The 20,501-nt window shown below is 56.1% G+C and carries 14 protein-coding genes; 8 read left to right on the top strand and 6 right to left on the bottom strand.

Going from position 1 to position 20,501, the window contains the following annotated elements:
• Nucleotides 1–98 precede the first annotated feature (98 nt).
• The gene (locus tag HMPREF2849_RS05750) at nt 99–1,316 is read right to left on the bottom strand and encodes a hypothetical protein (RefSeq protein WP_016422635.1); all 1,218 of its coding nucleotides are present in this window, start codon (nt 1,314–1,316) and stop codon (nt 99–101) included.
• Between the two features lie 142 nt (nt 1,317–1,458).
• Nucleotides 1,459–3,561 (bottom strand): neutral/alkaline non-lysosomal ceramidase N-terminal domain-containing protein, encoded by a 2,103-nt coding sequence (locus tag HMPREF2849_RS05745; RefSeq protein WP_070862725.1) that lies wholly within the window; start codon nt 3,559–3,561, stop codon nt 1,459–1,461.
• Between the two features lie 216 nt (nt 3,562–3,777).
• Here HMPREF2849_RS05745 and HMPREF2849_RS05740 point away from each other — a divergent pair, with 216 nt between their 5' ends.
• The 3 genes from HMPREF2849_RS05740 to hrpA all read left to right on the top strand — a co-directional run bounded on the left by HMPREF2849_RS05740 (nt 3,778) and on the right by hrpA (nt 10,388).
• A complete protein-coding gene (locus tag HMPREF2849_RS05740) occupies nt 3,778–5,280 on the top strand; it encodes a DUF1846 domain-containing protein (RefSeq protein WP_070862724.1) in 1,503 nt (500 codons plus the stop codon).
• A gap of 61 nt (nt 5,281–5,341) precedes the next feature.
• Nucleotides 5,342–6,274, top strand: coding sequence for an oxygen-dependent tRNA uridine(34) hydroxylase TrhO (locus tag HMPREF2849_RS05735; RefSeq protein ID WP_070862723.1), 933 nt, complete (start codon nt 5,342–5,344; stop codon nt 6,272–6,274).
• Between the two features lie 94 nt (nt 6,275–6,368).
• Nucleotides 6,369–10,388, top strand: coding sequence for an ATP-dependent RNA helicase HrpA (hrpA, locus tag HMPREF2849_RS05730; protein ID WP_083327267.1), 4,020 nt, complete (start codon nt 6,369–6,371; stop codon nt 10,386–10,388).
• Here the strand turns inward: hrpA and nrdR are convergent.
• Complete coding sequence (gene nrdR, locus HMPREF2849_RS05725; protein ID WP_042388651.1) at nt 10,385–10,867, bottom strand: transcriptional regulator NrdR; 483 nt, start codon at nt 10,865–10,867, stop codon at nt 10,385–10,387. The two genes, hrpA and nrdR, sit on opposite strands and share 4 nt — an antisense overlap.
• An 865-nt stretch (nt 10,868–11,732) precedes the next feature.
• Between nrdR and lexA the strand changes: the two genes are divergently transcribed.
• The 5 genes from lexA (at nt 11,733) to HMPREF2849_RS05700 (ending at nt 16,883) form a co-directional block, all read left to right on the top strand.
• The gene (gene lexA, locus HMPREF2849_RS05720) at nt 11,733–12,434 is read left to right on the top strand and encodes a transcriptional repressor LexA (RefSeq protein ID WP_016422629.1); all 702 of its coding nucleotides are present in this window, start codon (nt 11,733–11,735) and stop codon (nt 12,432–12,434) included.
• A 93-nt stretch (nt 12,435–12,527) separates the two neighbouring features.
• Complete coding sequence (locus tag HMPREF2849_RS05715) at nt 12,528–13,307, top strand: DeoR/GlpR family DNA-binding transcription regulator (protein ID WP_016422628.1); 780 nt, start codon at nt 12,528–12,530, stop codon at nt 13,305–13,307.
• The gene (locus HMPREF2849_RS05710; RefSeq protein WP_070601517.1) at nt 13,304–14,275 is read left to right on the top strand and encodes a 1-phosphofructokinase family hexose kinase; all 972 of its coding nucleotides are present in this window, start codon (nt 13,304–13,306) and stop codon (nt 14,273–14,275) included. The genes HMPREF2849_RS05715 and HMPREF2849_RS05710 overlap by 4 nt, the downstream gene beginning before the upstream one ends.
• A gap of 35 nt (nt 14,276–14,310) precedes the next feature.
• The gene (locus tag HMPREF2849_RS05705) at nt 14,311–16,470 is read left to right on the top strand and encodes a PTS fructose transporter subunit IIABC (RefSeq protein ID WP_083327268.1); all 2,160 of its coding nucleotides are present in this window, start codon (nt 14,311–14,313) and stop codon (nt 16,468–16,470) included.
• A 140-nt stretch (nt 16,471–16,610) separates the two neighbouring features.
• On the top strand, nt 16,611–16,883 hold the full coding sequence (locus HMPREF2849_RS05700) for an HPr family phosphocarrier protein (RefSeq protein ID WP_016422625.1): 273 nt from the start codon (nt 16,611–16,613) through the stop codon (nt 16,881–16,883).
• 93 nt (nt 16,884–16,976) lie between these two features.
• On the opposite strand, the gene HMPREF2849_RS05695 is transcribed toward HMPREF2849_RS05700, so the two are convergent.
• From HMPREF2849_RS05695 to HMPREF2849_RS11125, 3 genes are all read right to left on the bottom strand, one after another.
• The gene (locus tag HMPREF2849_RS05695; RefSeq protein WP_224433128.1) at nt 16,977–18,320 is read right to left on the bottom strand and encodes a uracil-xanthine permease family protein; all 1,344 of its coding nucleotides are present in this window, start codon (nt 18,318–18,320) and stop codon (nt 16,977–16,979) included.
• Nucleotides 18,321–18,436: 116 nt separating this feature from the next.
• The gene (gene hflX / locus HMPREF2849_RS05690) at nt 18,437–20,044 is read right to left on the bottom strand and encodes a GTPase HflX (protein ID WP_049189640.1); all 1,608 of its coding nucleotides are present in this window, start codon (nt 20,042–20,044) and stop codon (nt 18,437–18,439) included.
• 75 nt (nt 20,045–20,119) lie between these two features.
• On the bottom strand, nt 20,120–20,437 hold the full coding sequence (locus HMPREF2849_RS11125; protein WP_016422622.1) for a FeoC-like transcriptional regulator: 318 nt from the start codon (nt 20,435–20,437) through the stop codon (nt 20,120–20,122).
• Nucleotides 20,438–20,501 lie beyond the last annotated feature (64 nt).

Genomic DNA, 20,501 nt, shown 5'->3' with positions numbered 1-20,501 from the left:
TGAAAATCAGACACACTTTTTGTCACTTAACCCCGAAATAGCGCCCGAGGAACCAATTTTTATCGGTTCCTTGGGCGCTTTTTCTTGTACGTTTTTGGCTACTGCTGTGGCGGGTAATAACCCGGATTCTCCTGGGCTTCATTAACTACTCGACGGCCACCGATGAGCTGACGGTAGATATGTACTTGCACGAGGAGAGCAAGCGGGACTGTGTACAACATACCGATATAGAAGAGCATTGCACCTGCGGAAGAAACAATTGACGTCAGAATGAATGCAACGAGCATCGTCCAATACTGAGGCTTCACCAAGCGCCATGCGACGACCGGAGCCTCAAGTGCTGTTGCTCGACCATCAAAAACAAGAAGCGGCATAGTCGCTGTGATTGGCATGATGAAGATGGACAGCACAAGTACCAACAGGTAGCCGATGGGAATCATCGCAGCTGCAGCTTCACTGCCGTTGGCAGACAGGGATACTCCAGCGATGAAGAGCACCATCCCCGGAAGCATGGCGAGCAGCCCCACCAGGAACGTGACAATGTAGGCACCGATAAGAGATCCCCACCGGTTTACACGGAAGAAAGTACCGTAGCTCGGCACTCGGCCGTCGACAGCTTCGAATGCACCGCGCAGCATAAATGCCTGCATCGCGAACATGCCCACGGCAAATAGGAGTGCCATCGCGCCGAGAGTCGCGAACATTGACCCTAGATCCTCAAACGGAACATCGCCTGGATAGTTCGGCTCAAAGTCCGGATCGAAGTCACCAGTCGCAAAGAGAATTGCCGCTGCGCCAACAATCAGTGCGACTAGTACGGCGAAGAACGTCAGCATGATGCCAAGCCAGGAAGCAAAATTGCTGTTTAGACTACGAAACGCCGCGGAAAAGGCACTTCCAATGTCGACCTTCGTCGGCCCCTGTGCCACAGGCTTCACCGGCGGCTCATCGCCACCTGGCATGTTGACTCCGGGAGCAAGTGCACCGGCTGCAGAAGCCCCGCTGGACTGGTGCTGCCAGTAGCTCGAGTCCGCACCATAGGGTTGCCCGCCGTAACTATCGCGCGACTCGCCAGTTCCATAAGAAGGAATTTCGCCATAAGCCTGTTCACGGCCGTAAGTCTGATTCCACTGTGGCGAATCCTCTGGTCCACGCGGGCCATGTTGTGCGTCCGAATCGAACCCGTAAGGGTTGTAGTCCTGCGAACCATTGTTGGGAAAACCGTGACTCTGGGAGTCATAGTTATTGGACTCATTGTCCCGGCTGCCGTCACCGTAAGAATCGTTGTTGCTATATGGATCGTTTGAGGTATTCATGAAGCAAATTGCTCCTGCCAAATTGACGGATACATACAAATAACGCGCACAACGGACTATACGTGAGACAAGCCCTTGATGAGTTTTTAAAGGCCGAAGTATAAGTCACATTGTGCGCATGGACGTATTTAATTGGACGTTCTTACACGAGCTCCACCGCGGCGACTCCCTCGAACTCGTTCAGCGAATCACCGGCACCCAACGCGCTACCACGCACGATGATGTCATACTTGCCCGGCGCGACTCCTCCGGTCTCCCAAGTGACCTTGGCGGTGGTATAAATACCGTCCTTGGCAAATTCAATGACAGTTGCCTGGTCCCAGTCGTCGGAAACAATCTCACCGCGGTCGTTCTTGATAAGTAGGTAGCCGTCTTCCAGTCGCAAATCGTTATTCGGATTTGCCGCGACGAATTGGGCAACGGCTTTCTGCCCTACCGTGACGCTTGCCGTGGATTCGAGCACGTCACCAAAATTCCTGCCCATTGGAGCGGAATCGATAACCTTTCCTCCTGCTGGCGACGGCGGGATGATGCCAGTGAGATCACCTGCAGCACTGCCCGGGTCGACAGCCATGCCGTCGGCAAGCGCGTGAGCGAGATCGTGATAAATGGAAATCATCGCACTGAGCGTGTACTTGCCGAAAGCCGTTGCGCCGCCCTCGTAGTCCTGCTGATCGTATTCTTCCGGAGTAGTGACGTAGTGCCCATAGCTGTTGGTGTAGCCCTGGCAGATGACAGTATCGATTGGAACGCCGAGGACTTCAGCGACGTGCTGACGCATGCGGTAGCCCGACATTGTGGTGGGTTCAAGGCCATTGGTGATCAAGGTGAAGCCACCGATGCGGGTGATGGAGAACATGTGGGTCTGCTGGAGAAGACCATCGATGTAGCCGACTGGCAGCAGGCACTCTTTGTCGCCCTGAATCTCCCGGATGTTTTTCGGGAGTACGACGTTATTGAGCTGACGTACCCACGGTGTGCCTCCACGCTGCCCCTCGTTGAAACCTAGGGCTGGTTCGCCGCCGCCGTCCTCCTGGCTACTGGCTGCGAAGGCCGCACCGAGGATTGCAGGTCCAGTGCGGTGCGGCTGGCCGTCGGGCGTGAATTGGCCGTCGATGTCGACATCGCCAAGGTTGACCCACTTGTGGACAGTGGAGATACCGCCTCCTGGCAGTGCAATGGCCTGGCCTTGGGTAGCGTCAATCTGACGCTGACCGAGAATGCGGGCGGACTCTGCTTCGTCTCCGTTGCCGGGACCCGAATTTGGCACGAGCCCCATGTTCGGGCTGATGTCACCCGGGCACGACATGGTAAATGCGGCGACAAAGGGGGCATCGGCCGGCTCACGGTGGGTAACCCCGCGGTCGACCTCAACCTTCCATGCTGCATAGCCCTTGTTGTCGCCGTCGATGATGGTGTGCTCGGGGCCGAAGGTGGTCGGATGAATTCCATACCAGTTAATGAATCCGACTTCGCGACCACCGCGACTCACGTGCAGTGTATGGCTTTCCGGGTTGACTCCGTCGGGGAAAAGACGCTGTTCTTCCTCGGGGTTACGCCTGAATGCCTCCAGGGAGCGGTTAACACCCGCATCCTTGGCAATCCCCTTGGTCAGGTGGATAGTCGACGGCTGGTAATCAGCGTGTGCACGTTCAATAGCCTTGACCACACCGACGACCACAGCTTCGAAAGTGACGGGACGGAAACCGAGAGTAGTCAGGTCGACCATAAGATGGCCCGATGTACCACCCGGCGCGACATGCGTATGAGATGCGCAGATAAGCACGTTGCCCTCGTGGTAGAGGTCTCCGAAGAGAGCTCGCAGTCGCCGCAGAACTTCCATCTGGATGGACTGGAACATGAGCCCCATATCTGCGGTGACGTGGACGACACGGTTGTCGTTGTCATCACCGAAGATGAATGCACGCGCCATCTGGCGAAGACGCAGACCCGAGGTGGTCTGGTCCATGACCGCATACCCGTTCATGCCAGCGCCGAGTGGCTCGCCTGTCATGTCAGCCATTCCTCGACCGACATTCAAAGTGGTGGTCGAATTCCCCGCGGCGGCAGAAGCCCCGTTTGCAGGAGCGGCGTTTGCCTTTGATGCACCATTTACGGCAGGCATCATACTCGCAGCTGACACGGCAGTTGCTCCGACGAGGAAGCCTCGCCTGCCCACTTGGTACGGGGCGCGTGCGGTTGGTTCTGCCGAATTCGACGATGATGCCATCTGGGGATCGAGCATGTCACATCCTCTTCATATTTCTTTTTGAATATCAATATGTTGGACTTTAATCAGACAATCCCCTACGCGTGGCCTAATAAGCCAAAGTTCCCAAAATTCCCCCCGCGACAGCAGTAACCGATACGACATTCGCAAGGCAGTATCACTACCATGGACACAGTAGAATTTCGCAAGCTTTAGCGCGCTCCTCGCAGACACAACTTCAGAAAGGGCACCATGGCTCAGGCTGTCGGTTTTAACCGCGAAAAGTACATCGAAATGCAATCCGCTCATATTAAGAAGCGGCGCGCAGACATCGCAGGTGAAGGCGGCAAGCTCTATCTCGAAATGGGCGGCAAGCTATTTGATGACATGCATGCCTCGCGCGTGCTCCCCGGCTTCACGCCTGACAATAAAATCGCTATGCTCGATCGCCTCAAAGACGATCTGGAAATCATGGTGTGCATCAATGCCAAGGATTTGGAGCGCCACAAGGTCCGCGCTGACCTCGACATCACTTACGAAGACGATGTGCTGCGCCTCGTCGATGTCTTTCGTGAACGCGGGTTTCTAGTCGACAGCGTCGTCGTCACGCAGCTTTCCGACGACAACACCCTGGCAAAGAACTTCATTGAGCGCCTGCAGCGACTCGGATTGAGCGTAATCCGCCATCGCAATATCGAGGGCTACCCGACAAACACGGAGAAAATTGTCAGTGAAGCCGGCTTCGGGCTGAATGAATGGGCGCAAACGTCGCGGGACTTGGTCGTTGTTACAGCGCCGGGCCCGGGCTCTGGAAAGCTGGCGACCTGTCTATCGCAGATTTATCACGATCACAAACACGGAATTCGTTCCGGTTACGCAAAGTTTGAGACCTTCCCTATCTGGAACCTGGCACTCGAACACCCGGTAAATCTGGCCTACGAGGCGGCAACAGCTGATCTCGATGACATCAATCTCATCGACCCTTTTCATTTGGCCGCCTATGACACCAAGGTCACCAGCTATAACCGTGATGTCGAGGTCTTCCCACTGCTGCGCACTCTGTTGGAGAAGCTCGCGGGCGAGTCGCCGTACAAGTCACCGACCGACATGGGCGTCAATATGGCCGGTTACTGTATCGACGATGACGAAGTGTGCCGAGAGGCATCCAACCAGGAAATCGTTCGCCGTTACTACAAGGCTCTTGTCGACGAACACAAGAACAGCGCAGACGACGAAGTCTCACAGCGCATTGCCATGATTATGAGCAAGGCCAACGTGTCGACAGCCGCCCGCCGAGTCGTCGCACCAGCTCTTGAAGTTGAGAAATCTACCGGGGCACCGGGCAGCGCAATCGAATTGCACGATGGCACAATCATCACGGGCAAGACTTCTGAACTACTCGGATGCTCAGCAGCAATGCTCCTCAACGCTCTCAAGAAGCTCGCCAATATCGACCCGGACTTGCACTTGCTCTCCCCTGCTGCCATCGAGCCAATCCAAACGCTTAAGACGCATCACCTGGGCAGCCGCAACCCCCGCTTGCATACCGACGAGGTTCTTATCGCCCTTTCCGTGTCGGCGGCCACCAGCGACGATGCCTGCGCAGCCCTCGCCGAGCTGAAGAACCTTCGAAACTGCGATGTCCACACCACCACCATTCTGGGCAGCGTGGACGAAACAATTTTCCGCAACCTCGGCGTCCTAGTTACTTCGGAGCCTAAGTACCAGAAGAAGGCTCTCTATCAGAAGCACTAAACCAAACCAGCAGTTCACACCGAAAATAGGATAACTGGGAGAGCAGACTAGAATAGTCCCCGTGAGCATCAGCAAGATTCTTCTGTACTACCAGTTCGCCCCGCTGTCCGATCCGCGTGCCATCATGCTGTGGCAGCGCGATCTTTGCGAGTCGTTAGGGCTCAAGGGCCGCATTCTGGTGTCCGAGCACGGCATCAATGGCACCGTCGGCGGTGATCTCGATGCCTGCAAGAGGTACATCAAGAAAACCAAGCAGTACCCCGCTTTTCACTCCATGCAGTTCAAGTGGAGCGAAGGCGGCGCTGATGACTTTCCAAAACTCTCCGTCAAGGTTCGCGACGAAATCGTCGCTTTCGGGGCTCCGGGCGAGCTGAAAGTCGATGTCGATGGTGTCATTGGCGGCGGCACACATTTGAAGCCGGAAGAGGTCAATAAACTGGTCGAGGAACGCGGCGACGATGTCATCTTCTTCGATGGCCGCAACGCAATGGAAGCCGAGATTGGCAAGTTTAAAAACGCTGTCGTCCCGGACGTAAAGACCACGCACGACTTCATCGACGAACTGGAATCCGGTAAGTACGACTGGATGAAGGACAAGCCGGTTATCTCCTACTGCACCGGCGGCATCCGCTGCGAGATCCTCTCCGCACTTATGAAGAACCGCGGTTTCGAAGAGGTCTACCAAATCGACGGCGGTATTGTGCGCTACGGCGAAAAGTTTGGCAATAAGGGGCTGTGGGAAGGCTCCCTATATGTCTTCGACAAGCGCATGCATATGGAGTTTGGCGATGGCATCGAAGACGAGGACTACGTACAGCTCGGGCACTGCGTCCACTGCGGCAAGCCCACAAACACCTTCCAGAACTGCATCAACGAAGATACCTGCCGTCGTCAGGTGCTTATTTGCGATGATTGCTGGGAGCACACCGAGACACAGCACTGTGGGCGCGAGGACTGCAAGGAAGTTGCCGAAGAGCTAGCGGCGGCAAAGTAGGACGCTCCCTGCGGCCATCGGACTATCTCGAGCACCTCTTAATCAGCACAGATGTGGGTTGTCTCCCCAGACGCGGCTAATCTAGTAGGCAACCATGAGTACTCCTAGCCGTTCTGATAAACCAGCTCCACGTGCCCAGTCGGGAAACCGCCACTCCGGCCGCCGCAATTCCGCCAGGCCACAGCGCTCTGGCAAACCTGCTAAGGACACGCGTAAAAAGGAGCTCTACCAGCTCGCTGATCAATTGCCGATTCGGGAGGCCCAGTCCTTCCGACGCCGGCTAAAGCGAGCATCCGCGCCGAAGGCGCTGTCTGCAATCTCTGCAGACCTCAACTTTGCGCTGGAGCGGTTGGAATATCGTCGTAAAGCGATTCCTGGCATCACCTACCCTGCTCAGTTGCCGGTGTCCGCGCGCCGCGACGACATTGCAGAGGCAATTGAAAACAACCAGGTCGTCATTATTGCTGGTGAGACTGGCTCTGGTAAGACTACGCAGATCCCGAAGATATGCCTCGAACTGGGACGCGGCGTCCGAGGCAAGATTGGTCACACTCAGCCACGTCGTATTGCGGCGCGTTCCGTCGCGGAGCGCATCGCCCATGAGCTGGGCGAAAAGATTGGACAGCACGTCGGTTATGCAGTGCGTTTTGATGACCGCGTGGGCAAAGATACCTGCATCAAACTGATGACCGACGGTATCCTGCTGGCCGAAATTGGCCGCGACCGACTGTTGCGTGAGTACGACACCATCATCATCGATGAGGCGCACGAGCGCAGCCTCAACATTGACTTCCTGCTGGGATATTTAAAGCATATTCTGCCGCAGCGTCCAGATCTGAAAATCATTATCACTTCCGCGACGATTGATCCGGAACGGTTCGCTCGTCATTTCGCGCCTGACGACAAGCACCCTGCGCCCATCATCGAGGTGTCGGGGCGCACCTACCCGGTGGAAATCCGCTATCGCCCGCTGGTGCGGACCGTTGTTGCGAAGAATGGGCAGGAAAAGGAAGTCGCCATTGAGCAGATCGATGGTGTTATCGCTGCGTGTGAAGAGCTGATGCGGCTTGGCGACGGCGATATCCTGGTGTTCTTTTCGGGTGAGCGAGAGATCCGAGAAGCTGCCGAAGCCATCGAGGGCAAACACTGGAAAGGTGTAGAAGCCGTTCCACTATTCGGTCGGCTATCTAATGCAGAGCAGCATAGGATCTTCACTCCGCATTCCGGGCGTCGCATTGTGCTGGCGACCAACATTGCGGAAACGTCGCTGACGGTACCTGGTATCGAGTATGTCGTCGATACTGGTACCGCGCGCATTTCGCGCTACTCCACCCGCACGAAGGTGCAGCGCCTGCCAGTCGAAGACATCAGCCAGGCATCCGCGAATCAGCGCTCTGGACGCTGTGGTCGTGTAGCCGATGGTGTGGCGATTCGTCTCTACAGCGAAGAGGATTTTCTCTCGCGTCCCGAGTTTACGGATCCGGAGATTCTGCGCACCAATCTCGCTTCGGTTGTACTGCAAATGATTTCACTGCGGCTTGGCGCGATTCAGGACTTCCCCTTTGTCCAGCCACCAGAGCACAAGGCAATCCGCGATGGCATTAACCTGCTCACAGAACTTCAGGCTATTACCACTACGCCGGGGTCTGACGCCCCCGAGCTGACGGACATCGGCCGACAGATTGCCCGTATCCCAGTCGACCCGCGTCTTGCCCGCATGCTGGTCGAAGGGTATGAGAACACTACCCTCGGGGCTGTAACCGTCATTGTCGCCGCTTTGTCTCTGCAGGATGTTCGCGAACGCCCGCTGGAGTTCCAGGCTCAGGCAGATCAGCTACATGCCCGTTTTAAGGACACCACCAGCGACTTCAACTCCCTGCTGAAGCTCTGGGAATACCTGGAGGAAAAGCGCCGCGAGCTTAGCGGTAACCAATTCCGCAAGATGTGCAAGCGCGAGTACCTCCACTATCTGCGCGTTCGCGAGTGGCAGGACTTGGTGCGTCAGCTCCACCAGGCAACGGCTGAGCTGGGCTGGCATCTTTCCGCCCGCAGCTCAACCAGTGGTGTCGACAATCCCGACGAGGTGGCAAAGTCGCTGTTACCGGGTCTGTTATCGATGATTGGTACGCGCGAGGGCGAGGGCAAGGAATTTACTGGCACCCGCAACACTAAGTTCCTCATTCACCCCTCGTCCGCGTTGGCAAAGAAGCCGCCTCGCTGGGTGATGGCTGCGGAAATCGTCGAGACCTCGCGCACTTTTGCGCGCAACGTCGGCACGATTCAGCCGCAGTGGGTAGAGAAGGTAGCCCCTCATCTGCTCAAGCACCAGTACTCGGAGCCTCACTGGTCTACTAAGCGCGGTGCAGCGATGGCTTACCAGAAGTCGACGCTCTACGGCGTGCCTGTGGTGGTTGATCGCCTGGTGCCTTATCACCGAGTCGATGCCGACGCCGCCCGCTCGATCTTCATTCGCTCTGCGCTTGTCGACGGCGAATGGAACACACATCACGAGTTCTTTAAGAACAATCAAGACAAACTTGCCGAAGCCGAGAAGATCGAGGAGAAGCAACGTTCCCGCGGCATTGTCGTCGATGACGACGTGCTCTACGCGTTCTACGACTCCAAGCTGCCCGCCTCTATCACCACGGCCGCCAATTTTGACCGCTGGTGGAAGAAAACTAAGCCCAAGCAGCCGAATCTACTGGACTTTGATCCCAATAAGCTGCTCAACCCCGAAGCCGGCGACATCGATGACAACGCCTTCCCCGAAATGTGGCAGCAGGGCTCGGTCGATTTCTCTCTGTCCTATAAATTCGAACCGGGCGCCCCTGATGACGGTGTGACTCTCCGTGTCCCCGTGCCTCTTCTTGCAGGTCTGCGTGAAGATGGCTTCGACTGGCAGGTGCCAGGTCTTCGCGCTGAGCTCGCGGAAGCCTACATTCGCACTCTGCCGAAGGCGCTGCGGAAGTCCGTTGTCCCCGCCCCGGATTTCGCACGCCGCGCGCTGGAGACGATGACTCCGTACTCAGGCCGCTTCGTCGATGTTTTTGCCGATGCTTTACGACGACTCGGAGGCTCGGGCATCAATGGTGCAGACTTTGCCCCTTCGAAGCTACCAGCACACTTGCGCTTTAACTACGCAGTGGTTGACCGCCATGGAAAGATCGTCGATCAGAGCCGGGATCTTGCTGCGCTTCGAGATAAGCATGCCTCGACGGTCTCAACTGCTGTGTCGAAACGTTCGAAGTCTGCAGCTCGCGAAGCTGTGAAAAAGTGGACTTCAGAGAACTTGGGCGCCGTCTCAGAAACGGTCAAAAGTACTGTCGACGGTCAGTCCGTCACGATGTATCCGACGCTGGTGACCACCAAGGATGGCGTGGCCATTGAGGTCAAACCAACTAAGGCTCAGGCTGAGGCGACGTTGGCGACCACAAATTTGACAATGTTGTTGCGGGATTGCCCAGTAAATGGTGCACAAATGACTAAGGGGCTTCCACTCCAGCAACGTGTTGGCGTGGACGCATGGCCACATGGGGGCGCCGATGGGCTTGTCGAGGACTGCCGTGTCGCAGTGATTCGCGACCGTATGATGGCTGCCGGTGGCCCGGTCCGCGATCCGAAGGAATTCGACAAACTACTCGAACACGTTCGTTCTGGAGTCGCCTCAGAGGTGCGCCAATTGGTCGTCGGCGTTGCCCAGGCAATGCCTCGTTATGTCTCGGTGGTGAATCAGCTAAACAAGTGGGAAGGCGATGCCATTGACGATATGCGTCGCCAGCTGGAGTTCATGTTCCCTAAGGGCGCTGTGGCAAGGCACGGTTGGCAGCACCTACGACATTTGCCACGTTATCTCCAAGCGATGGAGATTCGGCTTGAGGAAATGAACCGTGACCCGGACCGTGATGCTGAACGTGAGGATGAGGTGACTGAGGCCCGCGAATACTTGGCGGCAAAGCTTCAGCAGCTACCTAAGGCACGTTCGAATTCCGCGGAGGTACGGGATATTCAGTGGCTCATCCAAGAACTGCGTGTCAGCCTTTTCGCACAACGCTTGGGTACCGCCCAGAGCGTATCCCTGACTCGAGTAAAGAAACGTGTGGATAAGCTGCGTTAGTTCTTTTTTACCTCGTTGCCATTAGCCTGCGGCCCTTTCCCCTTCCGCATGCTGGCAATCTCTTGCGCGAAATCGTCCGCGGAGGAAAAGGACTTGTACACCGAAGCGAAGCGGAGATAGCCAACTTCGTCCAGTTCTTTGAGCGGCTCAAGGATGGCAAGGCCAATATCGTTTGAGTCCACCCGGGGCGTGCCTTTCTCGCGGAGGCTCTCCTCCACTTTTTGTGCAAGTTTCTTCAGCTGAGACTCTGATACTTCGCGCCCCTGGCACGCACGTCGAACACCCTGGATGACCTTTTCACGGTTGAACTCCTCAGGGATTCCATCCCGTTTAACGACCATCAGCTGCGAGCGTTCAATCGTAGAAAAACGTTTACCGCAATTGAGGCATTCTCTCCGGCGACGAATCCCCATACCGTTATCTATTAACCGTGAGTCCAAGACTCGTGTCTGATCATGATGACAAAACTGGCAATACACAGTCTCCAGTCTACGTCCCACCCCAACGCAGGAAACCGGAATGATTATTGTGCGGAGTACGAAGCGTACGTGGACGTAAAGGTGCTTTCGACTGCCTCATTTTGCCCTTGTTCAAAGACCATGCTGCCGACAATTCCGAAGAAAGCACCAAGCCCTAGAGCCCATACCGCCATCAGGCGAGTCAGGTTAGTGCCTGCGGATACATCACTACGATTGGACTGCTGCGCCCTGCTAACGGATAGAGACGGACGCCCGTAGTTGACCGAGACATGACTGGGCCGCGACCTGTCCCTCCGCATTCGCGCCGATGAAGCCCCATTTCGATTGCGCTCTGCAATACGTGCACGCTGACCGGGCCGAACGATGTGCTGTGTGCAAGACGCACTACGTTCACCCCACACCAACGGGGCTTTCCGTGTCGTCCGAGCAGAGCGCTCAGAAACTTGAGAAAAGTCAATATCAGATGTGCTGCTAACACCTAGTGCGGTTGAAACCGTAGACATCATGTTTTCTCCCTTTCCAACGTTGACTCTCCCACCGTTGCCGGCCTGGAGAGAATAAGAGTTGTACGACCGTTTCCCGACGCTGTGGAGACTATGTCCAAGGGCGGATGCGGAGAATCCGTCTAGACCTTTTCATCAAACGACTGTTCGAGTAACTTGTCATGTTTGATTTATAACACCATGTTCGAACGTTGTCTACTGCTATCCGGATTTATTTTCGATTTTCGACATCGGCACCGCCTCCGAGCACGGATAATGTACATCTTTTCCAAAGAGTTTAAAGACGCACGGTGTTCGATGCTCGACGATTCGAACAGTTTTGAGTTATGATTCATTCGAAAGAGTTTGAGAAGGGATGTTCCATGGCTCAAAAGAAGAAAGCGAACCCTAAAACACTCACCGATCGGCAGCGTCGGATTCTTGACGTCATTTCGGATGCCGTCGTACTTCGCGGATACCCACCGAGCATTCGAGAAATTGGGGATGCTGTGGGCTTGAATTCCACCTCGTCGGTGGCATACCAACTCAAGGAGTTGGAGAAGAAGGGCTTTCTTCGCCGCGACCCACACAAACCCCGCGCGGTAAACGTAAGGGATTCGAAGTCCTCCGCTGGCACTTTCACTCCGGTAAAGCCTGGGCCAAAGGCTACTGGCACCACCCAAACTCCCGAGATGCCAGAGGACATGCCAGAGCCAATCTTCGTTCCTATCGTTGGACAGATTGCGGCTGGCAACCCTATTTTGGCGGAGCAGCATGTGGAAAGTCACATGGCACTTCCGATGGAGATTACGGGCTCTGGTCAGCTATACCTGCTCAAGGTCGTGGGTGATTCCATGGTTGACGCGGGCATTCTTGACGGAGACTGGGTGGTAGTCCGTTCCCAAGACGTGGTCGAACAGGGAGATTTTGTTGCAGCCCTGTTTGAAGATGAAGCAACAGTCAAGGAATGGCACGAAGACGCTGCTGGCAAGTGGCTCATGCCCCATAATCGCGCCTTTGACCCACTCCCCGCGGAGCACGCCAAGATCCTCGGCAAGATTGTCAGCGTCCTACGCAGCCTCTAATTTCCCACATTTTCGTTGCCCGAAACAGACATAAACGGGCATACTGGGAACAGATAGTAAAGCTGAGATTTCTTAACAGCTAAGGAGCGGGGAATGTACGCAGAGGAACGCCGCCGGAAGATTGCGTCTTTGACAGCAGTCGAAGGGCGCGTGACGGTCGCTGATCTTGCGGAAGCTTTCGATGTCACAGCAGAGACGATTCGCCGTGACCTAGCTCAGTTGGATGCAGAGGGCGCAGTTCACCGCGTACACGGTGGCGCTGTGGCTACTCGTTCTTTTCAGACTGTTGAGTTTTCAGTTGCCGCTCGAAAGAACGCGCAAAAGGACGCGAAGCTCTCTATTGCCCGCTGTGCTGCGGATTTTCTGCCTGACTCTGGTGGTGGAATTTTTCTCGATGCTGGAACTACCACCGAGGCTCTTGCAGAGCTGATGGTCCACTCCCCTGATAACCGCCGTTGGTCGGTTGTCACAAACTCTCTTCCCAACGCCATCACACTCGCAGGATCGAACCGCATTGAGCTTCAACTCCTTGGCGGCCAAGTTCGCGTCATTACTCAGGCGGTTGCTGGCGATACGGCACTCCGCACTCTCGCGGTTATGCGTGCCGATGTCGCTTTCATTGGTTCTAATGCCTTGACAATTGACCACGGTCTTTCTACTGCTGATCCACAGGAAGCGGCGGTAAAGCGCGCGATGATTACGAATGCGCGCAAGGTCATCGTTATGGCGGACTCGACGAAACTTGGCCGCGACTTCCTCGTCAGCTTTGCAGCATTGGAAGATATCGACGTCGTGATTACAGATTCCTCTGCCCCGGAACAGTTCGTCAATGACCTCAGGGAGCAAGGTGTCGAGGTTGTGGTTGCTTCATGATCCTGACCTTGACTGTAAATCCGTCAATCGATCGACTTGCTCGACTCGATACGGAGCTCAAGCGAGGTGGCGTGTTCCGTCTACCAATGGCTGAGGACATGGCTGGTGGCAAGGGAATTAATGTGTCCAAGGCGTTGCACTACGCCGGAGAAAAGACGCTCGCGCTCTACCCGGCATCGGACTCCGGAAAATTCACGCGCCTGTTGGAAGTCTCTGGCATACCTCATGAAGCCATCAACACGACTAACGAAGCCCGCGTTAATCTCACACTCGCAGAGCCAGATGGGACGACCACCAAGCTCAATTCCCCTGGCATGACATTGACGAAAGCGCACCGTAGGCGTGTCCTGGAGAAACTTATCCACCATGCTAAACACGCCACGTGGGTAGTTTTCGCAGGTTCATTGCCCCCTGGTGTCCCCAGGGATTTTTACGTTCAATGCACCGAGGCGGTGTATTCGGTCAACCCGAATATTCGTGTTGCTATGGATACGAGCGACGGCCCACTGACTGAGGTCGTTCGCGCATTTCCAAAGGTGCGACCTTTTTTGATGAAGCCGAACGCCTACGAACTTGGTCAAATCATTAATCAGGACGGCGAAGAACTTGAGGCCGCTGCAGCCGAAGGGAACTATCTTCCCGTAGCGCAGGCTGCTCGTGCGCTGAACGAGCTTGGCGTATCCGAAGTCCTGGCCACTCTCGGCGAAGCAGGAGCGGTGCTTTCAGTGAAGTCAGGCGGTTGTTTCGCTGCTACCTCCCCCTCGATAGTCGCTCAGTCGACGGTCGGTGCTGGAGACTGTGCTTTGGCCGGCTACGTTATGTCCCGCGAACGCGGTGATAGCTACCAAGATGCACTAACCACCGCCGTAGCTTATGGGGCGGCGGCAACCAGTCTTCCCGGTACGACCATCCCCTATCCAGAACAGGTGCACCCCGAGGCCGGCCGGTTATGGCAGCTCGACGCTTAGCTTTTCGATGCCTAGATAAGGAGCATTAGAAAACCATGTCTTCTTCGGCAGATTTTTCCGCTATTGCATCAGACTTAGCCGATGAGTCGACAGTGTTCCTTGACCTAGATGTCGGTCCGCAAAAGGAGAGGATCCTTAACTACCTCATCGCTAAAGCTGTAGAGACCAGCCGCGCCACCAACTGCAACGGTATCGTCGCAGCAGCCCTCGAACGCGAAGAGAAGGCCCCGACAGGTCTGCCGGGCGGGATAGCCATCCCCCACTGCCGCCATGAGGATTGGTCGAAGCCGACCCTGATGTTTGCCCGCTTAACCAGCGCTACGGAATTCACCACACCAGACGGGCCGGCGGACCTGCTCTTTTTCATCGGTGTCCCATCTACTAACAGCGATGTCCACGTCGACATTCTGGCCGCACTCGCAAAGGCACTTCGCGATAAGGGGTTTCGCGCAGCTCTTCGCGGAGCTGAAAGCGATGAAGAGGCCGCCCGGATCATTAGCGAGCACATCACCAAAGCGCCGCGTCGGAAAGCGAAAAAACCTCCGACGAAGACCAATATCGTCGCCATCACAGCCTGCCCCACGGGCATCGCTCACACTTATTTGGCAGCCGAAGCGCTTACTGGCGCGGCAGAAAGCATGTCTGATGTCACACTAACTGTAGAGACGCAGGGCTCGGCAGGAACCCAGGAAGCCCCCGCAGAGGCAATTGCCCGGGCCGACGTGCTAGTAATCGCAGCCGATATTGGGGTTACGGGGCTTAAGCGCTTCAGCGATAAACCACAGGTCAAAGTGCCAATTCGTAAGGCAGTCAATGAACCTACTGCGGTTATTGAACAAGCGAAGGCAAAAGCAGAACAATCACGGGTTCGCGCCTACGACCGAAAGGCGCCGCAACCTAAGGATGACCACGACAAGGAGGCCGGTCCGCAAACCGGTACTACAGGCGCGGACCCTTCATCTGAGAGGGTACAAGCAACTACGAAGGTGGGGGCACATAAATCATCGTTAGGCGGTGACAAAGCCTTCGGACACTGGGTTCGTGATGCCATTATGACCGGTGTCAGCTATATGGTGCCGTTCGTGGCCGCATCGGGGTTGTTGATTGCGCTGGGATTCCTCGTCGGCGGTCATCAGGTTGGTGTAGTAGCTGACGCCGTGACTAGGGATTTGCGGCTGCCGGAGATTATCGGACTCGATGCCCCGATTGCTGTGCCGACAAAAGATCTCGGCACCGTGCTAATAGATCGTAGTGGGCTGTGGCTGTATCTGGGCTCGGCGCTTTTTGCCATTGGCAACCACGGCATGCAGGTCATTGTGGCTGTAATGAGTGCTTATATCGCCTTTGGCATGGCTGGCAGAGCCGGCATTGCACCAGGCTTTATTGGCGGTGCCATCGCGGTCACGGTTGGCGCCGGCTTCCTTGGGGGCCTGGTGACAGGCATCCTGGCGGGACTAGTTGTAGCCCTACTGTTGAGGATGAAAGTCCCGGACTGGCTGCGACCGCTGATGCCGGTTGTCGTGATTCCTATGCTCGGAGCTATGGCCGTTGGGCTCACCATGTACCTGCTGCTCGGGATGCCGCTGGCGTGGCTGATGACGGCTCTGCAGCAGTGGCTGCAATCACTGGATACGACGGCGGCGTTCCTGTTCGGTGGTCTTCTCGGCGCAATGATGTGCGTGGATATGGGCGGAATGATCAACAAGGCTGCTTATCTTTTTGCCGTCGCAAACATCGCCTCAGCAGATCCCGCATCATGGAAGGTCATGGCCGCTGTGATGGCGGCGGGCATGGTACCTCCATTGGCTACATCTCTGGCAGTTGTGCTCCGACCAAAGCTGTTCAGTTCGGCGGAGCGTCAAAACGGCAAAGCGGGCTGGGTGCTCGGTGCGGCCTTCATTTCAGAGGGAGTGATTCCCTTCGCCGCCGCAGATCCGCTACGTGTGATTCCGTCGATTGTGATTGGCGGTGCCGTCACCGGTGGCACCTCAATGGCTTTGGCTGCGGCCACACGTGTTCCGCACGGAGGTATTTTTGTGCTGTTTGCAATCGACAACCCTGTCGCATGGCTTGCTGCAATCGTCTTGGGCAGCATAGTGGCAGCAATTCTCGTTGTGGCAGCTAAAAGCCTGTGGCCGCGGCAAGTCAGCACCGATAATCAAAACCTAGAAGCAAACATTTCAGCGGAAGCGTAGTTTTTACCGCACCGGCTGGTTTATCCCAACGAGCATTTCTACGATTTTCAGCAAACATTCCCCAACCCATCCGGGCAACCTATTAAGCTCAGAAATGGCATCGAGGAAATCGAGAATCAGAAAGGCAGGATGCCGCTCGCATGGTTACTCAACATGTCCACGTCGGCTCCAAGGTGGGTATTCATGCCCGCCCTGCAACGGTCATCGCTGAGCGTGCCTCCCGTTTTCAGGAAGAAATTCTGGTCGAGCTCCTTGACTCAGACGAGCCCGACAACGAACCGGCCGATGCTTCATCCTCGTTGATGCTCATGGCACTCGGTGCCGAATTCGGCGATGAAGTCACTGTGACCAGTAGCAACGCGGTTGCGGTAGAGAAAATCGCCGAACTCATCGCCCAAGATCTGAGCGATTAAAAAGCAAAAGAGCTTAACGACGAAACATCGTGGCAACGGTCACGTGGTTCCGTCGTTAAGCATTCGTGCGAGATTCTGCCCTGGACGGGTAGCCTACGAGCGGTTCTCACCGATGCGGTTGTAGAGCCAGTTCAAAATTGGATAGCCGATAATAATGCCGACCGAACCCCAAGCAATGCCCTCCAGCGTCAGCGAACCAATGTCGAGGGTGAGGTTGCCGATACCCGCAATCAGCGCGGTGGCGGCAGCGGTGAGATTAACCGGGTTGTTGAAGTCGACCTTTTCGTCCATCCAGATGCGCACACCGAGCAAACCGATCAGGCCGTAGAGCACCATCGTTGCCCCACCGAGCACGCCGGTAGGAATGGTCAAGATGAGTGCGCCGAACTTTGGAATGAAAGCCAGTGCAATGGCGGTGAAAGCTGCCACCCAGTAAGCTGCGGTCGAATAGACACGGGTAGCGGCCATAACACCGATATTTTCAGCGTAGGTAGTGGTACCAGAACCACCAGCTGAACCGGCGATGGTGGTGGCTAGACCGTCTGCAATAAGAGCATCGCCAGCGATGTCATCGAGGTTTCGGCCGGTCATGGCAGCAACAGCCTTGACGTGACCGACATTCTCTGCGATGAGTACTACGATGACGGGCAGACCAATCAGCATCGCATTGAAGTGGAACTCCGGCGCGTGGAATGCGGGCAGACCAATCCAGGCGGCATTGCCGACAGTTTCTGTAGCCTCGGGCGAGAGATTTCCAGTGGCAGCGGCGAAGACCCAGCCGATTAGTACGCCGATAAGGACACCCAGACGGCTGACCATACCGCGGCCAGCGACGGTTGCGAAGACAATGGATGCCATCGTGACAAATGCGACCAACGGCTGAGTGGCGAAGTTCTCCGTGGCGGCAGGCGCCAGGTTAAGTCCGATGAGAGCGACGATGGCACCGGTTACTGCAGGTGGCATCACTGCATCGAGGACACGCTTGCCGGCGAACTTTACAACGCAGCCAACGAGCATGAGCGCGATGCCGGCGCAGAGCACGACACCGAGCTGAACACCAATACCCTGCGCCTGTGTCGCGGTCAGTGGTGCGATGAAGGCAAACGACGAGCCCAGGTAAGAGGGCAAGCGGTTTCGGGTGATTAGCAGGAAGACAATCGTGCCGATACCCGAGAACAGCAGTGTGGTATTGACTGGGAAACCAGTCAACAGCGGCACCAGAAGAGTTGCACCAAACATGGCAATGACGTGCTGTGCGCCAATGCCAATTGTACGAGGCCAATCGAGGCGTTCGTTGGGAGCCACCACGGCTCCCGGTGCAATCTTTCGACCGTCACCGTGAATATCCCAACCGAAAAGACGGCCACGTTCGGCGTTTTCAGCAGGCGGATTTGCGGAGGTTCCCTGTTGGGTCTCCGCGTCAGAAGTAGAATTCATGGTTGTAATGCTAGTGGATGCCCACCGCAGATCACGCCACGGATACCGCATTAAACCCAGGACTGCCGGAGCTCTTTGTCGCTCTCCCTATTCCAACTCCGCTCTCCCTTTTCCGACTAGGCGTCGTTGCTACTATCCTCATTCGCATCCGCCGTGAAGTGAGGATCCGCTGCAGGTTCGATGCGGTATGCCGACAGTTCATCCGCGAGGCTAGTGGGCAAACGCACATCCATCTGGGTGCCTTGCTCTGTCCATGTCTCCGACAGCACGGTCGCATCTTCGTGGAGCATGGAGACAATATTGCCCTTGTCATAGGGAATCAACATATGGACGTGAGACTCCAACTCATTGAGAGCAAGCTCGAGTCGGGTCTCCAGTTCACCAATCCCCTCACCCGTTCGCGCAGAGACAAAGACCGCATCATCGAGCTGGTGGCGCAGTTGCGCCAGGGTAATGCCATCGGCCTTGTCCACCTTGTTGACTACCAACAGCTCGGGCGGAATCTCGGCCTTTTCTTCCTCCGCGATTTCGTTGATGACTTTGTTGACAGCCTTAATCTGCTCCAGCGGGAATGGGTCAGAGGAGTCTACGACGTGCATGATGACGTCGGCTTCGAGCACCTCTTCCAAGGTCGAGCGAAAAGCTTCAATGAGCTGCGTCGGCAAGTGGCGAACAAATCCGACCGTATCGGTCATAATCACCGTGCGACCGTCGCGAAGCTTGGTGCGACGAGTCGTCGGATCCAGCGTTGCAAACAGCGCGTCTTCCACCAGCACACCAGCGCCTGTCAGTGCGTTGAGCAACGAAGATTTACCCGCGTTGGTGTAGCCGACAATTGCCACGCGCGGCAGGTGTCCAGCCTTACGACGTGCGCGTTTAATCTCACGCGCAGTCTTCATGCCAGCTAATTCCTTGCGGATTCGCGCCATATCTTGGCGTAGGCGCTGACGATCGGTTTCGATCTTAGTTTCACCCGGACCACGCAGACCCACGCCGCCGTTGGAGCCCGCGCGACCACCAGCCTGACGCGATAGGTTGCCGCCCCAGCCGCGCAGACGCGTGTACAGGTACTGCATTTGTGCCAGCGAGACCTGCGCCTTGCCCTCCTTGGACTTCGCGTGCTGAGCAAAGATATCCAGAATCAGCATGGTGCGGTCAATAACCTTGGCGTCAAGGCGATCCTCCAGCGCCACCAATTGACCGGGAGACAGTTCACCGTCGCAAATAACTGTATCTGCGCCGGTAGAGGCGACAATATCGCGAAGCTCGTTGAGCTTGCCGGATCCCACGTAAGTACCAGGGTCCGGCTTATCGCGGCGCTGCAGCACCATCTCTAAAACTTCCGAACCTGCAGTCTCTGCCAGTGCGGCGAGCTCCTCCATCGCCACTTCAGCTTCCTGAAGGGTCCCGGATGTCCAGACACCGAGCAGCACCACGCGTTCCAGTCGGAGCTGACGGTACTCGACCATCACTTCTTCAGACTCAGTATGTGCTACTGACCTGGTCAGCCGGCGCAGAGAGGAACGCGCCTCCAGATCCAAATCACCGACGGTAGGTTCCCTTTGCGTGCCGACGTCCGTTGCGAACGCATCCCCGGAGGCACTATCGGCGTTTTCGCCAGCATCGTTAGCGTCGATGAAAAAATCGTCCATCTCGTGCGAGGTGCGAGCTTGCTGCGACGTTTCGTCGCTGACCTCATCAAAGTTGTTGGAAAAATTCGTCATACTAGCTGCTATTGTCGCATGACAAGCCAAATTCTCCGCATTGTGTGCGGAGAATACCGAGCCGAAGCTCAAGACTTAGGCTGCAGAAGGTGGCCTGCGTGTCAGAACCAGTGCGACCGGACCACTCTTAGAACTACCACCAGTACACGTACCGCTGTCGGACATTCCGCAGTTGGAACAACCTCCGCCTGGGCACATGCCACCGAGGGATTCCCGGCGCAGTTGGCCGGTGTGTTCCATGCGGTCAAGGATGAGGTCTACCGTTGCTCGCTGCAATCCGGTGATTTCGCAAATCTTGCGTCGGGAGCTAATGCCCTGCGCAATTGCATCCTGAACGGCTTCTGAAGGCCGACGAGTAACCGTCGTATTCTTCCTGGCTCTAAAGAGTCCCACGGCGATAGCTCCTTTCCGTATCGCGATTCTTGTTGGATCTGATTTCTAGTTCGCAAGTGTGACT

Origin of the sequence: Corynebacterium sp. HMSC073B01, from assembly GCF_001838255.1 — a bacterium.
Lineage (GTDB): Bacteria > Actinomycetota > Actinomycetes > Mycobacteriales > Mycobacteriaceae > Corynebacterium > Corynebacterium jeikeium_D.
The sequence above is the reverse complement of the archived record's forward strand: the minus strand, read 5'-3'. Positions and strand labels throughout refer to the sequence as shown.

Bases quoted from the DNA above. Each gene is read 5' to 3' on its own strand.
- HMPREF2849_RS05710 (WP_070601517.1), top strand. From the start codon at position 13,304: ATGATCCTGACCTTGACTGTAAATCCGTCAATCGATCGACTTGCTCGA.
- HMPREF2849_RS05700 (WP_016422625.1), top strand. From the start codon at position 16,611: ATGGTTACTCAACATGTCCACGTCGGCTCCAAGGTGGGTATTCATGCC.
- HMPREF2849_RS05740 (WP_070862724.1), top strand. From the start codon at position 3,778: ATGGCTCAGGCTGTCGGTTTTAACCGCGAAAAGTACATCGAAATGCAA.
- hflX (WP_049189640.1), bottom strand. From the start codon at position 20,044: ATGACGAATTTTTCCAACAACTTTGATGAGGTCAGCGACGAAACGTCG.
- lexA (WP_016422629.1), top strand. From the start codon at position 11,733: ATGGCTCAAAAGAAGAAAGCGAACCCTAAAACACTCACCGATCGGCAG.
- hrpA (WP_083327267.1), top strand. From the start codon at position 6,369: ATGAGTACTCCTAGCCGTTCTGATAAACCAGCTCCACGTGCCCAGTCG.
- HMPREF2849_RS05715 (WP_016422628.1), top strand. From the start codon at position 12,528: ATGTACGCAGAGGAACGCCGCCGGAAGATTGCGTCTTTGACAGCAGTC.
- HMPREF2849_RS05750 (WP_016422635.1), bottom strand. From the start codon at position 1,316: ATGAATACCTCAAACGATCCATATAGCAACAACGATTCTTACGGTGAC.
- HMPREF2849_RS05705 (WP_083327268.1), top strand. From the start codon at position 14,311: ATGTCTTCTTCGGCAGATTTTTCCGCTATTGCATCAGACTTAGCCGAT.
- HMPREF2849_RS05695 (WP_224433128.1), bottom strand. From the start codon at position 18,320: ATGAATTCTACTTCTGACGCGGAGACCCAACAGGGAACCTCCGCAAAT.
- HMPREF2849_RS05745 (WP_070862725.1), bottom strand. From the start codon at position 3,561: ATGCTCGATCCCCAGATGGCATCATCGTCGAATTCGGCAGAACCAACC.